This is a genomic window from Pseudomonas sp. NFR16 (assembly GCF_900108875.1).
Taxonomy (GTDB): Bacteria; Pseudomonadota; Gammaproteobacteria; order Pseudomonadales; family Pseudomonadaceae; genus Aquipseudomonas.
This window is the reverse complement of the sequence record NZ_FNYJ01000006.1, coordinates 226,122-241,049: the sequence shown is the minus strand read 5'-3', so window position 1 is coordinate 241,049 and position 14,928 is coordinate 226,122. Positions and strand designations below refer to the sequence as shown.

Sequence of the window (14,928 nt, the reverse complement as noted above, 5' to 3'; positions counted from 1 at the left end):
TATTCTCCTAGACGATCTCACCCATTTCTTCGCCCCTCTGGCCGCCAAATTCGCCTGCCGCCCAAGTGGTTGCGCCCGTGCCGATAACTACGCACGCATTCAAGCCTTTTCCGCGAGTCAATACTCCAATAACAACTTTACAAATGCTATTTGAAATCGCCGCACTGGGTAATGCGACAATCGCACCTCCCCCCAACCTCCCAATCAACTTCCCACCCTCCACATACCGCGCCTTCCTGCCCTGTCGCTCATCCCCCGCCAGGCAAGCCTCTCTGATCTCCAGCGCGCGATTTCACCGTGTTCAGATAGCAGTTGGTCGAAAGACAGAGCAATCATGATAAATATATAATATGATCACGATTTATCGAACATCTTTGATCGGCATCCATATCAACAGATAGCAAATAGCCGAAAGCAAAGTCCAAACACCACATGCAATAAATGGCGGGTACAATATTTTCTTAATTTTCAATGGAACAGCTAAAATCTCCTCTTCGAACACCCATCCTTTTCGGACGCAAAATCGATGGTTAACGCTTAGATCGACTACTGAGCCACAGTACATAACCTCACCTGCAACTCCTAGCGTTTTCATCCAGGCTATATCTTTCTGCACAAAGGAACTGCGCGCAAAAATCCTGTCTAGCTTATCAATCAACTGGTGAGACACAATCATCGCCCATATAGGCATAAACGGCATAGGCAGGACAACTATCGCCGTTATGAAGTCAGTCATACCCGACCTAATCATAAACTTCCTAATAAATCGTCTCGCCCAACATCTCAGTTCCCGCCCCACACAGTTCGCCCGCTGCCCATGAAGCTGCGCCACTGCGCACAACTACCTCCAGAGCATTCCACGAATGCTACTGACGGCAGTGCCCGAGCTACCAAATAAAAATCCCGCAACCCAGTAACGCCAAAGACCAAACAATAGAGGCAATAAATGGCGGATAGAGCTTTACCTTCAAGTCTTGAGGCACCGCAGTAATTTCCTCTTCAACAACGCAACCGGTCCTGACATAGATTCCAGGCGAGATACAGATGGCTATGATTGCACTGCAACGCATCACTTTACCTGCGGCACCGAATTGTTGCATCCAGACTTTATTCTCTTTGACGAGGCGACTGTGGGTAAAGGCCGCCTCTAATCGTTCAATACTTAATATGGAAGCGATGACTGTCCAGCAACAGATAAAAGGTAATGGCACCATAATGATAAGGGTGACGACGTCTTTGAGGTCAATGCTATTCATAATTGCTCTCGTACACCATTTCACCAATCTTCTCTCCACCCATTCCGCCCAGTTCACCCGCCCCCCCATGCGGAAGCGGCCGTACCCATTACGACGCACGCGTTGTTGCCTTGTCCGCGAGTCAGAACCCCAATATAAAACTTACAAATTCTTTTTGAGATCGCCACGCTGAGTAATGCGAAAATTGCACCCGCAGAAAACCCTATCAATCCACCCTAGACATACCGCCCCTACCTGACCTACCAGACGAAGGCACCACACATGAATAGCGCAACAATCCATATGCCAGACGCAACGAAGGGAGGGTAGACCCTAACCTTCCATTTTTTAGGCACCGCATCCACTTCTTCTTGCAAGACCGACCCACTTCGCACAAATGATTTCGGCCATATAAGAATTGCACATATCGAACCGCAAAGCATTACTTCACCTGCGACCCCAAGCCCTTTCAGAAAAGCTTTATTTTCGTTAAAAAACTTACTACGAACCCAGATACGCTCTATTTCACGTACCATTCGGTGAGAAACAATCGCCGACCATATCGCTATAAGGGGCATTGGACCGATTACAATCACCGTTACGACATCTGTAAACGCTGTTCTATTCATCATTACCCTCATAGATGATCTCACCAAATATCTCCCCTCCCTTTCCTCCGGCTTCGCTCGCCCCCCAAATCGCTGCGCTCTCCCCGACGAGCACACAGGCGTTCATCCCTCGCCCTTTTGTTAAAACTCCTAGGACAACGTTGCATAGCTTTGTAGACATGGCTGCACTAAACAACCCCGCCCCCGCGCCTCCCCCCAAACTCCCAACCAACTTCCCACCCTCCACATACCGCGCCTTTTTGCACTTTCGCTCATCCCCCGCCAGGCATGCCTCTCTGATCTCCAGCGACGTAGACGCCACATCAAGTGCAACGCCGATGTAGCCGCCTCGTTTGATGATGGTCGCGGCCTTAGAACATGCGGTACCGTGTCGGCGTAGCTGCTCAACTGCCTGTGCATCTTGGCTTTAGTTCGCAGATCAATAGCGCTGAACTCCTCAGAAAATATGCCATGAGAAGAGGAAATAGCCATACTTTTTAATTTGTTGACATGGCCTCTATCTCATTACGAAGCGCGACGTCGAGCCAGATGTATGATCTAAAAATCTGGCCGATAAGACAGATACATCCGCCTATTGTCAGCTCTCCTTAAATGCCCAGCCGAGCATGCCTACCGCCATTAGGTGGTGATATCGGACTATGCCTTGAAGAGCCATTCAACTAATCCGAGCCGGACTCCAGATAAAATAATCGCAGGCGATCAGCGCCAACGTCCAAATCCCACAGGCCATAAACGGTGGATACAACGCCAATTTTAACTCAGGCGTTACAGCCAAAACCTCTTTCTCATCAACCCACCCCTTCCAGATACAAAATCGACAATTGATACATATAGCAAATATGGAGCTACAGAATAAAACCTTACCTACCAACCCCATGTGCTTCATCCAACATTTACTCTCCAAAACGAGAGGACTGATTTCAAAGATCGGCTCGAGCCTACTTGCTAATTTTTGCGATACAACCAGCACCCAAACGGCGATAAAGGGCAGAGGCGTAATTGTTATTACCGATATCAACGCAGTTATGTTTTCCCTAATCATTTATTTCTCGTACATGGCTTCGCCAATCATTTCGGCTCCCCCGCCGCCAAGTTCACCTTCTTTCCAAGAAGCGCCACTGTTTCCAAGCGCCACAAAGGCGGCCACACCTCCCGCCCACGAGATTTTAGTGATAGGGTCCTCATTTGCCCTCTAACGATAGTACAGAATTACCAGCTGAGGAAGTTCCCAGCCGTCATCAGTAAACAATACCTAATAGCAGTAATGCACCAAACCATAAATTTAACGCGAAAAAAGGCGGATACAACCAAAACCTCAATTCTTTAGGCATGCTTTCCAGCTCCGACTTTAATGCCAAGCCATGGCGCACAGATAATTTCGGCGTCAAGCAAATCAAAAAAACACAGCCACAGGTAATTATTTTTCCAAACAGACCGAGATTTCTGACAAATCTCTGATCCTGCTGCAATATAGGGCTATTCGAAAATATTTTTTTGAGGCGATCAGCCATTACATAGGAGCAAATAGCACTCCATATAAAAAAAACGGGCAACGGCACTATAACCAACACAGTCGCCAGCTCCTCTATTGTCCATTTACTCAATGGAAACCCCATAAATCAATTCGCCAACGGATTCACCTTTGCTTTCGCCGATCTTACCGCCCGCCCAACCACTGGTGGCACTACCCAGTACGACACAAGCCGTAGAGCCAAACCCTTTCGTCACTGCACCCAATATTACCGAACAAAGGTACTTAGATGCGTTCATGCCGACTGCAGTCCCTGCCGCAGCCCCACCCAAACTCCCAACCAACTTCCCACCCTCCACATACCGCGCCTTCCTGCACTGTCGCTCATCCCCCGCCAGACAAGCCTCTCTGATCTCCAGCGAGGTAGATGCCACATCAAGCGCGACGCCGATGTAGCCGCCTCGTTTGATGATGGTCGCTGCTTTCGCCACGCCCGCCACGGTGTCGGCATATCGCGCGATTTCGCCGTGTTTCAGATAGCTCTTGGTCGACAGTCCCAACATATCCTTGATGCGGCTGTTTCTGCCCAGGCCTGATCCGGTGCTGGCGTAGCTGCTCAACTGGCTTTGTATCTTGGCTTGTAGCTGTGCGCGCTTCTGAAAGAAGAGTTCCCGGTTTTGAAGTTTCCCTGAGGAAAGATGGCTCTTGTACAGCGTATTTATTTCTTCAAGACTGCTTTCGATGTTTTTCAGATGTCGGGACCAGCCATCGGTGACGACGCCTGTCGCAACGGAGGTTCTCTCGAGGATGTCCTGCAGGAAGTCATAGTTCTCAACGATGTAGCTGTCCCCTTCCATGCCATGGATGAGCAGCATGTGGTGCACTTCGACAGCTTTCGCCATCAGGTACGCCTCGTGGGAGGTGCAGGATTTGGTTGAGTGATCTCCGATGATGACCAACTCACCCGCGAGCACGACGCTGTCACGTATATGCGCGTTGAGCGTATCGAACTTCGCCAGCGATTTGCCCGCCAGCGAGACGCTGGATTTCAAGCCCTGATAAGTCTGCATGCGGGGATTGATGAAACTGTACGGAACGGCCATGAACCACCTCAGGCGTATTTTTTATTGCCGATTCGGTCCCACCCGCCCGCGACGTTGCCGCCGCCGCTGCCGTCGGTGCGTTTCTGTTGGGTGTAAACGGTTTTGATCCGCCCGTAATTGAGTTTCACGATCTCAAGGGGCACGCCCGAGCTGGCGTTCTGCGTGTACTCGGAAATGATCACTTCTTCGAGGATGATTTCGAAATACTTGAGCTTCTCGGCCCCGGCGCGGTTGAGTGCGAGCCTGACTTCTTTCACATGTTCGCCTGCGCAGCAGGCTTCCATCAGCCCGCAACTGGCGCTGTCCAGGAACTTGGTGAACGTCAGATCGGTGAGTGTCGTGCGGCCGGATGAAGCGCCGCCCGCAGAACTGGCAGTGGCCGATGTACTTTGATGACTGCCGAAGTTGTACCCGGTGATTTCAATCCAGTCTTTGTGCTTTTCATCCAAAGCCTCACCACCGATCCCATCAATTTTGATGAATGCATCAAACGCCATAAAACCGCTCCGTACCGTCATTGAGGAATGCTGCGGTCAGGAGTTTTCCGGTAATACAAGGCGTCGGGATGTGGGCTGGCACGCTGCACAACGTAGGATATTTTTGAATCCGTCAGCGATATTTCCTACAGGAAACTGACTCAGAATGACGACCTGCAGGTCGTCATTCCGAGACGCTAAGTGGAGCGCGCGACAGGGGCAGCAAGGAGCAATGTCAGTTCACCCCCCCCTGTCGTGCGCACTATTTATCTGTCGCGGATGAATTCATTCTTGCAGTGAAGAAGGTGAATCCCCGGTGGAGCTCCGGCAGATCTGATCAGTAACCCGAACCAGACGCCGGGGCGCCGCTGACGATGGCGATACCGGAACTGGTGCCCAGGCGCGTTGCTCCTGCTTCGATCATCGCGACAGCCGTGGCGTAGTCGCGCACGCCGCCGGAGGCTTTCACGCCCACCCCGGCTCCGACCACCTTGCGCATCAACGCGACGTCTTCCAGTGTGGCGCCGCTGCGGCTGAAGCCGGTGGAGGTCTTGACGAACGCCACGTCGAGTTCGCGGCAGATTTCGCAGGCGCGGTTTTTTTGCGCGTCATCGAGCAGGCAGGTTTCCAGAATCACCTTCAGCGGCACCTCACCACAGGACATCTTGACGGCCGCAATGTCGTCATGCACGGCGTCGAACAGACCGTCTTTCAACGCGCCGATGTTGAGCACCATGTCGATCTCGCCAGCGCCAGCGGCAATCGCCTGCTGCGCCTCGAATGCCTTGGTGTCACTCAGGCCGGCGCCCAGCGGGAAGCCGACGACGGCACACACTTTGACCGGTTGCCCGCTCAGCAGCGAAGCGGCATACGGCACGTAGCCCGAGTTGACGCACACCGAATAGAATCCGTGCTCTTGCGCTTCACGGCACAATGTTGCGATCTGCTCGCGCGTCGCGTCAGCGGCCAGCAACGTATGGTCTATATACTGCGCAAGTGCTGCGGGTTCGATCTTCATGACGGGTCATTCCTGATAGAGAATCTGAGACGGGCGACGGGCATGGGAACACATGCCTTTGCACATCGCTTATGTTGTATATATAACAGTAAGTGTTACTTTTTTACCACATTCAATTGACAGCCGGAACGCCCGTGGACAGTAAAAAATCCGACCGCATCAAGTTGATCCAGCAAGCCCTGCAAGACCAGAAGGCCATACACTTGCGCGAAATGGCGGCCTTACTGGATGTTTCGGAGATGACCTTGCGTCGCGATCTGGGTCGCCATCCCGAAAAATTTCATCTGCTCGGCGGCCACATCACGCTGGCGTTCGACCCGTCCGAGGCCAGTGATTACAAAGTCACCGAGCAAGGCACCCGCCATGTCGAAGAAAAGCGTCGCATCGGCAAGCTGGCCGCCGCGTTCATCAAGCCGGGTGACACGGTGTTTTTCGATTGCGGGACGACGATTCCATTTGTCATCGACTTCATTCCCGAAGCGCTCGAATTCACCGCGGTGTGCAACTCGCTCAATGTCCTGCTCAAGCTGCAACAGAAACCCAACTGCAGCATCGTGCTTTGCGGTGGAACCTTTCATCGCAAGAACCAGGTATTCGAGCACCACAGCGAGGCCACCATTCTGGACGGGATCCGTCTGACCTGGGCGTTCGTTTCCGCCGCCGGCGTCAGTGACGAATTTGGCGTCACGTGTTTCAACTTCAACGAGGTCGAGGTGAAACAGAAGGTGCTGCGCCAGGCCCGGCACTGCATGCTGCTGGCCGACCACTCCAAGTTCGACGCCGTGCGCACCGCGCATTTCGCGACGCTGGACAACTTCCATGTGGTGGTGACCGACAAAAAACTGCCCAAACCGTATCGCGATCTGATTCAGGGATATGGCGCGCAATTGGTGATGTGATCGCGCTGCCGATTCCCGGACATCCGCAAAACCCGTAGGAGCGAGCTTGCTCGCGAAGGCTGCGTTTCGGCCGCTGAATCTTCGGCGGCGATACTGGCCTCTTCGTGAGCAAGCTCACTCCCACCGGGCTGTGCAGCGCTGCCGATTTCCGGGGATTCGCAAAACCTGCAGGAGCGAGCTTGCTCGCGAAGGCTGCATTTCGGCCGCTGCATCTTCGGCGGCGATACTGGCCTCTTCCCGGCTAAACCCGGTCCTACAGACGCTGCAAGCTTTTCGTAGGACCGGCTTTAGCCGGGAAGTCGTCCTCAGCGTTTCAAATCACCCTCGATCCGTTGCACTTCCCCGACGGCCAGATACCCCGTTCTCACGCTGAATAACGCACTTTCCCCCGCTGCGAGCAGCCTGACGTTACCCTTGGCTTTCTCGGCCAGGTACCCTTCCGGCTCGCAGGTCGCGGGCAGGATGAAAGCGGCGACCTGCTGATCGGCGTTGTGCAGAATCCAGCGTGCGGCATGGTTGAACTGGTCCGGCTGGTAGCGGGTATAGAACGCCGGCCCGTCAGCGTGCTTGAGCAGGAAATGCGCGTTGCCCTTCGCATCTGCCTTCACGCCGTCGAAGAAGCAGACGATCTCGGGGTCGTACAACCCGGGCGTGTCCAGCGTTTGCAGACGTGACGGGTCTTCGCTCAGCTCGGCCATGTAGGCCGACCACGCCGGCGTCGGCTTCACGTGCGCGGGCACACTGCTGCGCACCCGTGTACGCTCAACGCCCAGAGGCTCGACGAAACGCCCACCCTCGACGTAGGCATAATTCATGTGCGCCATGTACATGAACTCCATCGGCTTGCCGGCCAGGTTGCGCACGTCCATGCCGATGTCGAACAGCGCCGAGCCCGCGCGCAGGGTGACGCTAGGCCGCGCACGATAATGATCGCCGAAGCCCATCACATACTCATACTCACCGCCTATCCGCAAAAACGCCCCTTCTGCATCCTCTCCGATCTCGAGCCAGGCGCTGTCCATCGGCGCGCAAGGCATCTCGCCATGCAATGGATGATCGTCAACGGGCGTCGGGCAGCCGTTGCGCAAGAGGCCGCTGTGAAACATGAAACAGCCGTAAGTGCCAATGACCGTCGGACTTGGCCGCGGCTGATCGAACATGTTGCGCATGGTCAGGTCGCAGCCGTCGAACACCGCCGACCAGATCATCTGGCCCTGATAAGGCAGCACCACCACCCGACCGCGATTGTTCTCCAGCGCAAGGGCCTTCACGCCGCTGGGGTAGGTCCAGGCCTGGACGCGAAAATCGGTGGACTCCAGCAGGGTCTTTTCATCCCCGGTGAACAGCTCGGGAAACAGCGGGATCGTCGTGCGCTTGTCGATGGTTGTCATGATGCAGTCACCGCGCCGACCGGCGCCGTTTGGCGTTGCGGGTCACGCATGCATTTGATGGCATACGCGACAATGACGACGAAGCACAGCAGCGGCACGCTATAGGCGATCTGCATGTTGCCGTGAGTGGCGTCGGACAGCAGGCCCTGGAAAATCGGCATTACACCGCCGCCGACAATGCTCATGACCAGCAAGGAACCGCCCACACCAGTGTCTTCGCCCAAGCCATCGATGGTCAGGCCGTAGATGGTCGGCCAGCACGGACCGAGGAAGATGCTCACGCCCACCGCCGCATACACCGCACTGATGTTCGGCACCAGAATGGTGTACGCCAGCAGCACGATGGTCAGCACGCCGTAAATGGCCAGCACCTTGGCCGGGTGCAGTCTGCGCATCAGCAGGTTGGCGATCATCTTGCCGACGAAGTAGGCGGCAAAGGTGGTCAGCAGGAACCACGACGCGCTGCGCTCGTTCATCCCGCCCATCTGCATCGCCAGGCGGATGGTGAAACTCCACACGCCCACTTGCGCGCCAACATAAAGGAACTGCGCCAGCACACCGAAGGTAAAGCGCGGATTGCGCCACAGGCGAGAAAGGCTCTGGCCGATGCTGCTCTTTTTCGCGACGTCTTTGATATTGCCCTTGCAGGCCGGGAATCGAGTGAACGCAATCAGCACGAACATCAGAATCAGCACCGCGATCATCCATTTGTACGGCAGCAGCGTCGACTGGATCATGTCCAGTTGCTGAAGCGCAGCTTCGGAGGCGCTCATCTGGGTTAACTGTTCACGAGTGGCGTCGGTGTCCTTGAACATCACGAAGCTGCCGACATAGACACCGGCCATCGCGCCGAACGGGTGGAAGGTCTGCGAAATGTTCAGCCGACGGGTGCCGGTTTCGCGGGGCCCCATCAGCGTCGAGTAGGTGTTACAGGCGGTTTCAAGAAACGACAGGCCAGCGGCGATGACGAACAGCGCCATCAGAAACATCCCGTACTTGGCCATGGACGCCGCCGGGAAAAACAGCGAGCAGCCCACCATGTACAGCAACAGGCCGATGAGGATGGTGGTCTTGTAGCTGAAACGTCTGACCACCATGGCCGCCGGAATCGCCACAAAGAAGTAGCCCAGATAAAACGCCGACTGCACGAAGGCCGTCTGGAAATCACTCAGCAGAAACGCTTTCTTGAAGTGGGCGATGAGCACATCGTTCATGCTCGCGGCCGCCGCCCAGAGGGCGAAGCAACAGCACAGCAGCAGGAAGGCAAACCAGGGCGTGCGGTTCAGGTAGAACCCGTCCGGGGATTGTTGGAGCGCAGGCTTTGTCATTGTTGTTCTCCGTGAAGTGCGAACCTGCCCCGCCACGCCGATCAAACCGGCCGGTCAGGCGAGGCAGTGCTTGAGTGATTTACAGCGTGTCGAGAAAGCGCCCGAACGAGGCAGCGTCCGGGTAGGAACTCTGTGTACCGAAACCTGTGACCGAGCAGGCTGAGTAGGCAACTGCCTGCGTCATGGCGTGCCGCATGTCGCCGTTTTCGCTCCAGTGACGGGCAAAGCAACCGATGAAGGCATCCCCGGCTCCCGTGGTGTCGCGGGCATCGACCTTGATGCCGTCGACGCGAAACTCACCCTCCTCGCCCACGTAAAGCGCGCCTTTTTCACCGAGGGTCACGATCACGTGGCGAATACCGTCCTGGACCAGTTGCAGCGCCGCGGAACGGGCGGACTCCAGCGAATCGACGACGTGGCCGGTGATCAGCGCCAGCTCGGTTTCGTTGGGAATGAAGAAGTCCAGCTGTGCCAGATGCGCGCGGCTGAGGCCTTTGACGGCAGGCGCCGGATTGAGCAGCACCGGAACGCCGTTGGCTTTGGCGAAATCGATGGCGTAGTAGACGGTTTCCAGCTCGATTTCCAGCTGCAGAACGATCAGCTTGCAGTCGCGCAAGGCGGCCTGGGCGGCGTCGATGTCAGCGGGTTTGAGGTGGGCGTTGGCGCCTTTGACGATGAGGATGCTGTTGTGCGAATCGCTCTGCACGAAGATGGGCGCCACGCCACTGGAAACGTCCGGCACCCGCTGTACGAACTGAGTGTCGATGCCGAAACGCTGGAAGTTGGCCAGCGTGTTGTCGGCGAACATGTCATCGCCGACCTTGCTCAGCATCAGTACGTCGGCCCCCAGTTTGGCGGCCGCGACGGCCTGGTTGGCCCCTTTGCCGCCGCAACCCATGGCGAAATTCGGCGCTTCGAGGGTTTCACCTTGCGCCGGCATCCGGTCGATGTAGGTGATCAAATCCACCATGTTGCTGCCGATGACCGCGATCTTGTTCATGTGTGTATTTACCTTGTTCACGCGCGGCGTTCCCAAGAGTGAACGGCCGTGGCGTTATTATTTTTGTTATTTAAATAACATTTTCTGTGACTATTCAACCTCTATTTTGCAGGGCAATGGCCACCCGCAGACAAAAACGGCCAGACATCGCTGTCTGGCCCGCTCGGAACGCTGATTCAGAGAGGTTGGGACCGCTGGTCAATACAGACAACCGGTGGTCGCAATCGTTTGCGCGGACATCAAATGACGGAAAAAATCATCCGCATCCGACGATGCTGAGAGGGTGGCGCTCCGCCTGTCCTGGAATCGGCGAAAGGTGGACGGTGGGTTTTCTGGAGCACCGCGTCTGAAGGTTTAACGACGACCTCGTCCCTCGCTACATCAGGAAGTACAGCAGCAGGATATTGGCCACCAGCATCGCCAGCGCCGTTGGGATCTGCGCCTTGATGACCGCGTACTTGTCGGGCAATTCCAGCAGGGCCGCCGGGATGATGTTGTAGTTCGCGGCCATCGGCGTCATCAACGTGCCGCAGTAACCGGAGAACATGCCGATGGCCGCCATGACCGCCGGATTGGCGCCGTACATCCCCACCAGCACTGGCACGCCGATGCCGCCGGTCATCACCGGAAATGCCGCGAATCCGTTCCCCATGACGATGGTGAACAAGGCCATGCCCAGCACGTACACCATCACCGCCACCAGACGGAAATCCAGATTGATGTAGGCCGTCGCCAAGTGCGCCACCGCCTTGCCGACCCCGGCATCGTTGAACACCAGACCGAGCATCGCGAGCATCTGCGGCAGCACCAGCGCCCAGCCCAGTGCTTCGGTCAGTCTTCTTGACTCACGCATGGCCTGCACAGGCGTGTCGCGGGTCAGCCAGCAGGCGAGTGCCAGCGCAACAAGGCTGCCAATACCCAATGAGACAAACGTGCTGTTGGCCGGGTCGAGCAGGAAGACGTCGCCGAACTTGATGTTCTTCAGCAGCACCGCACCGATGACCGTGACCAGTGGAATGGCCAGCGCCGGAATGAACAGTCTGTTCTTCAGACGCCCCGCGCTCTCGCGTCGCGCCTTGTCCGGCAGGTTATCGTGCTGACCGAAACCGACGCCGCCACAGCCTGCAATCAGCGCCATGACAATCACGCCGACACCGACCCACACGGGCGGCAACTGCTCACCGGCCAGAAACGCGACGGCAAACAGTCCCCAGAACAGTCCCGTGCTCCACCGTTTGGGGTTGCTGCGGTCAGTGGCGGTCATGAAGGCGGTGATGACCAGGATCACCCCCGCCAGCCAATACAGGTATTGAATGGAAATGATCATGGCGTCACCTCCTTCGCCGTCGCAGCAGTCTGCGACGCTGCCTGCAGCTCGCGGCTCAGGCGTCGATCGAAACGATGCAGGCGAACCGCGTGAATGACGAAGGCGCAGATCGCCGTCGGAATGCCCCAGAGGGCAATGTGCATGGGGTCGACGTCGATACCCGAGCCGAGCAGGAAGGTGTGCATCAGGGCAATGGCACCAAACGCCACGAAAATGTCCTCGCCGAAGAACAGCCCGACATTGTCGGTGGCCGCACACAGCGCCAGGAGCTTGATGCGCAGCGCCTCGGGCAACTTGCCGAAGCGCGATTCGGCGGCGCCTTCCGCCATCGGCGCGAGCAATGGACGGACCATTTGCGGATGCCCGCCCAGGCTGGTCAGCCCTAATGCCGCCGTGGTTTCCCGCACGAACAGATAGGCGATCAACAGGCGCCCCGCGGTGGCCTGCGTGAAACGTGCGATCCAGTTCTGCGCGTGCAGCCGCAGGCCGTGGCGCTCCAGCAAGCCGATCACGGCCAGCGGCAGCAAGATGATCAGCGGCAGCGTGCGGGTTTTGATGAAGCCGCTGCCGATGGTCGCCAGAATCGTTTCCAGCGGCATGCTCGCGGCAAGGCCGGTGGCCAGCGCTGCGAGTGCCACCACCAGCATCGGATTGAAGCGCAGCACGAAGCCTGTGACGATGACCAGCACGCCGAGCAGCGGCCAGAGGTTGATAGCGGTTTGCATGATGGAATTCTCGTTGTTGGGATGCGTTGACCCGGTTGCACACACTGGCCGCCGCTCTCCTGCCCCTGCGACCATCTTTCGGCAGGCCGGGACGCTGCGTCCAACGGGAAAAAACCGTTATGCCTCATAAAATTTTCTGTTGGGGCGGTGGCATGCAACCTGCTGTCCGTACAGCACGTCTGCTCCCATGCCGACGGCGACAGCAAGCAGAATGGTTCTGCAACCAGGCCGTCGGCAACGCTAAATGTTTAAGGAAATCGCTCGGTGAACCTCAAGTTTCTGGAAACTTTTGTCTGGGTCGCACGGCTGAAAAGCTTTCGTCTGACCGCGGAAAAACTGTTCAGCACCCAGGCTTCCATCTCCAGCCGGATCGCTGCACTGGAGGATGAAATGGGCGTGCGGCTTTTCGTGCGGGACTCCAAAGGCGTGTCGCTGACCTCCGAAGGCCTGCGCGTGCTGGAGTACGCCGAGCACATCATGGACACGATGCAGAACATGAAAGCGGCGATCAAGGACCCCAGCCAGGTGCGCGGGCGAATCCGCATCGGCGCGATGGATACGGTGATACACACCTGGCTTAGCCCGCTGGTAACACGGCTGATGAAGTGTTACCCGAACCTGGAAATCGAGCTGACCGCCGAGACGGCCAGCAACCTGTGTGCGCAACTGGAAAAGGGCTATCAGGACATCATTTTCCAGACCGACGTGCTGCGGTTCGACACCGTGCGCAACGCGGTGCTGGCGCGCTATCCGCTGCAATGGGTAGTGCCGGCAGGCTCGGCGTTCGACCGCCCGGGCGTGACGCTGGAGGACATTGCCCAGCAGCGCATCGTCACGTTTTCGCGCAACTCCAGGCCCCATCAGGACATCCTGAATATGCTGCACTCGGCCAACATCATCACCCCGCGAATCAACTGCGTGAATTCGGCCTCGGCCATCACCCGGCTGGTGCGCGACGGCTTTGGCATTGGCGCCCTGCCCGTCACCCTGGTGCACGGCGAACTGGCGCAAGGCGTGCTGACGCGCATCGAAAACGTGCCGTTGCCACCGGTAATGGACATCGTCGCCAGCTGGCGCACCGGTGCGGGAATGGAGCTGGTGGAAGACATCATCGGGCTCACGCGGGAGGTGGTGAACGAGTTCGCCCAGGACATGCCGGCGGGGTTTGTGCTGCAGGCTTCCTCAGATTGAGCACGGCAGCGCCGCAGATGAAACCCGATTCTGCGCGGGAGCGCTTGCCCGCAGATGTATGAATACGTTCAGTCGCGGGCGCCGAATCGGGGCATTGCCGGGACGTTTGCCCCTCTACGGCTCAGAAGAGCAGCACGATCGCCGATCCACATGGCTTCGCACTGGACGCTCAATAGTCGCCGCGCCCTTCGAGCAACGTGTCCAGCAACCACGCCCCCGCCGGCCCCAGGCTTTTCTGCCGCGACCAGATCACATCCACCGCCGAGCTGCGTGGCCAGCCGGGCACCTGCAGCTCTTTGAGTCGTCCCTGGGCATAACCGCGCACCAGCCAGCGTGGCAATGCCGACCAGCCAAAGCCGAAAATCGCCATGTCCATCAACAACAGGTAATTGGGCGCAGACCAGGTGCGGCGTGCGCCGCTGGGCAGATCATCAGTCGGGATGCTCTCGTCGACGATGGTGTTCAATCGCAGCGCGCGGTGCTGCGCCAGCTGCCGGTAATCCACCGTGCCTTCGCTGGCCAGCGGGTGCTGGTGGGAAACGAACAGGCCGAAATCGGCGCGCTCGGCGATGGTCGCGTGGCCGACTTCCGGCGGATAGCTGGCCTGCGCCGACAGCAATCCCAACGACGCCCGGCCCGACTGGATCAGGTTGATCGCGTCGCCATGCTCGGCAAACACGCATTCAAGCTCCAGCTCGGGAAAGCGTTGATCGAGTTCCGCCATGCGCGCCTCGAATTCGGCGAACTGGTTGGCGTCCGACAGCACCAGTGTCAGCCGGGGCTCCATGCCTTCGGCCAGGCGTCCGGCGGCGCGCCGCAGCTTGTCCGACGCCGCGAGCACTTCTTCGATACGTCCATGAAGGGCTTTTCCTGCTTCGGTGAGCGCCGGATGCCTTGACGAGCGATCGAACAGTTCGACGCCCAGATCGATTTCCAGTCGCGAGATCGCCTCGCTGATCGTCGACTGGCTTTTCCCCAGCCGCCTGGCTGCTGCGCTGAATGAACCCAGCGCAATGGTCTGGGCGAAGGCTTCCAGGGCTTCGGGGGAATAGCTCATGGCTCCATCTCTTGTTCTTCCATCGGTTTTTCCGATGGTAACGATTTTCACTTTAGTCCATCGCGTCGCGACAATGCA

Annotated in this window: 14 protein-coding genes; 2 read left to right on the top strand and 12 right to left on the bottom strand. The window is 57.3% G+C overall.

The window, feature by feature from the left end; translation table 11 throughout:
- Positions 1 to 361 precede the first annotated feature (361 nt).
- From BMZ10_RS22285 to deoC, 6 genes are all read right to left on the bottom strand, one after another.
- On the bottom strand, positions 362 to 736 hold the full coding sequence (locus BMZ10_RS22285; RefSeq protein WP_143070324.1) for a hypothetical protein: 375 nt from the start codon (positions 734 to 736) through the stop codon (positions 362 to 364).
- Between the two features lie 151 nt (positions 737 to 887).
- Positions 888 to 1,256 carry a hypothetical protein gene (locus BMZ10_RS22280; RefSeq protein ID WP_093467284.1) on the bottom strand — a complete coding sequence of 123 codons (369 nt, stop codon included), beginning with the start codon at positions 1,254 to 1,256 and terminating at the stop codon, positions 888 to 890.
- Between the two features lie 1,846 nt (positions 1,257 to 3,102).
- Entirely contained in the window at positions 3,103 to 3,468 is a 366-nt protein-coding gene (locus tag BMZ10_RS27540) for a hypothetical protein (RefSeq protein WP_143070323.1), read from the bottom strand.
- Complete coding sequence (locus BMZ10_RS22265; protein WP_093467276.1) at positions 3,461 to 4,438, bottom strand: hypothetical protein; 978 nt, start codon at positions 4,436 to 4,438, stop codon at positions 3,461 to 3,463. The genes BMZ10_RS27540 and BMZ10_RS22265 overlap by 8 nt, the downstream gene beginning before the upstream one ends.
- An 8-nt stretch (positions 4,439 to 4,446) precedes the next feature.
- On the bottom strand, positions 4,447 to 4,935 hold the full coding sequence (locus BMZ10_RS22260; RefSeq protein ID WP_093467273.1) for an Hcp family type VI secretion system effector: 489 nt from the start codon (positions 4,933 to 4,935) through the stop codon (positions 4,447 to 4,449).
- Between the two features lie 316 nt (positions 4,936 to 5,251).
- Positions 5,252 to 5,932: a deoxyribose-phosphate aldolase gene (gene deoC / locus BMZ10_RS22255; protein ID WP_093467270.1), complete on the bottom strand. Its 681-nt coding sequence runs from the start codon at positions 5,930 to 5,932 to the stop codon at positions 5,252 to 5,254.
- A 134-nt stretch (positions 5,933 to 6,066) separates the two neighbouring features.
- On the opposite strand from deoC, the gene deoR reads away from it, so the two are divergent.
- Positions 6,067 to 6,831 (top strand): DNA-binding transcriptional repressor DeoR, encoded by a 765-nt coding sequence (gene deoR / locus BMZ10_RS22250; protein ID WP_093467267.1) that lies wholly within the window; start codon positions 6,067 to 6,069, stop codon positions 6,829 to 6,831.
- Between the two features lie 305 nt (positions 6,832 to 7,136).
- On the opposite strand, the gene BMZ10_RS22240 is transcribed toward deoR, so the two are convergent.
- The 5 genes from BMZ10_RS22240 to BMZ10_RS22220 all read right to left on the bottom strand — a co-directional run bounded on the left by BMZ10_RS22240 (position 7,137) and on the right by BMZ10_RS22220 (position 12,602).
- Positions 7,137 to 8,222, bottom strand: coding sequence for an aldose 1-epimerase family protein (locus BMZ10_RS22240; protein WP_093467264.1), 1,086 nt, complete (start codon positions 8,220 to 8,222; stop codon positions 7,137 to 7,139).
- Complete coding sequence (gene fucP, locus BMZ10_RS22235; protein ID WP_093467262.1) at positions 8,219 to 9,550, bottom strand: L-fucose:H+ symporter permease; 1,332 nt, start codon at positions 9,548 to 9,550, stop codon at positions 8,219 to 8,221. The genes BMZ10_RS22240 and fucP overlap by 4 nt, the downstream gene beginning before the upstream one ends.
- Before the next feature lie 79 nt (positions 9,551 to 9,629).
- Entirely contained in the window at positions 9,630 to 10,550 is a 921-nt protein-coding gene (gene rbsK / locus BMZ10_RS22230; RefSeq protein ID WP_093467259.1) for a ribokinase, read from the bottom strand.
- 376 nt (positions 10,551 to 10,926) lie between these two features.
- A complete protein-coding gene (locus BMZ10_RS22225; protein ID WP_093467256.1) occupies positions 10,927 to 11,877 on the bottom strand; it encodes a DUF979 domain-containing protein in 951 nt (316 codons plus the stop codon).
- Positions 11,874 to 12,602, bottom strand: coding sequence for a DUF969 domain-containing protein (locus BMZ10_RS22220; RefSeq protein WP_093467253.1), 729 nt, complete (start codon positions 12,600 to 12,602; stop codon positions 11,874 to 11,876). Before BMZ10_RS22220 ends, BMZ10_RS22225 begins: the two co-directional genes overlap by 4 nt.
- A gap of 264 nt (positions 12,603 to 12,866) precedes the next feature.
- Between BMZ10_RS22220 and BMZ10_RS22215 the strand changes: the two genes are divergently transcribed.
- Entirely contained in the window at positions 12,867 to 13,793 is a 927-nt protein-coding gene (locus BMZ10_RS22215; RefSeq protein WP_093467250.1) for a LysR family transcriptional regulator, read from the top strand.
- Between the two features lie 169 nt (positions 13,794 to 13,962).
- On the opposite strand, the gene BMZ10_RS22210 is transcribed toward BMZ10_RS22215, so the two are convergent.
- On the bottom strand, positions 13,963 to 14,850 hold the full coding sequence (locus tag BMZ10_RS22210; protein ID WP_093467247.1) for a LysR family transcriptional regulator: 888 nt from the start codon (positions 14,848 to 14,850) through the stop codon (positions 13,963 to 13,965).
- Positions 14,851 to 14,928: the final 78 nt, after the last annotated feature.

Coding starts and splice junctions, on each gene's coding strand:
- BMZ10_RS22225 (WP_093467256.1), bottom strand. CDS start 11,877: ATGATCATTTCCATTCAATACCTGTATTGGCTGGCGGGGGTGATCCTG.
- BMZ10_RS22240 (WP_093467264.1), bottom strand. CDS start 8,222: ATGACAACCATCGACAAGCGCACGACGATCCCGCTGTTTCCCGAGCTG.
- rbsK (WP_093467259.1), bottom strand. CDS start 10,550: ATGAACAAGATCGCGGTCATCGGCAGCAACATGGTGGATTTGATCACC.
- BMZ10_RS22265 (WP_093467276.1), bottom strand. CDS start 4,438: ATGGCCGTTCCGTACAGTTTCATCAATCCCCGCATGCAGACTTATCAG.
- BMZ10_RS22280 (WP_093467284.1), bottom strand. CDS start 1,256: ATGAATAGCATTGACCTCAAAGACGTCGTCACCCTTATCATTATGGTG.
- BMZ10_RS22210 (WP_093467247.1), bottom strand. CDS start 14,850: ATGAGCTATTCCCCCGAAGCCCTGGAAGCCTTCGCCCAGACCATTGCG.
- BMZ10_RS22285 (WP_143070324.1), bottom strand. CDS start 736: ATGACTGACTTCATAACGGCGATAGTTGTCCTGCCTATGCCGTTTATG.
- deoC (WP_093467270.1), bottom strand. CDS start 5,932: ATGAAGATCGAACCCGCAGCACTTGCGCAGTATATAGACCATACGTTG.
- BMZ10_RS22220 (WP_093467253.1), bottom strand. CDS start 12,602: ATGCAAACCGCTATCAACCTCTGGCCGCTGCTCGGCGTGCTGGTCATC.
- fucP (WP_093467262.1), bottom strand. CDS start 9,550: ATGACAAAGCCTGCGCTCCAACAATCCCCGGACGGGTTCTACCTGAAC.
- BMZ10_RS22260 (WP_093467273.1), bottom strand. CDS start 4,935: ATGGCGTTTGATGCATTCATCAAAATTGATGGGATCGGTGGTGAGGCT.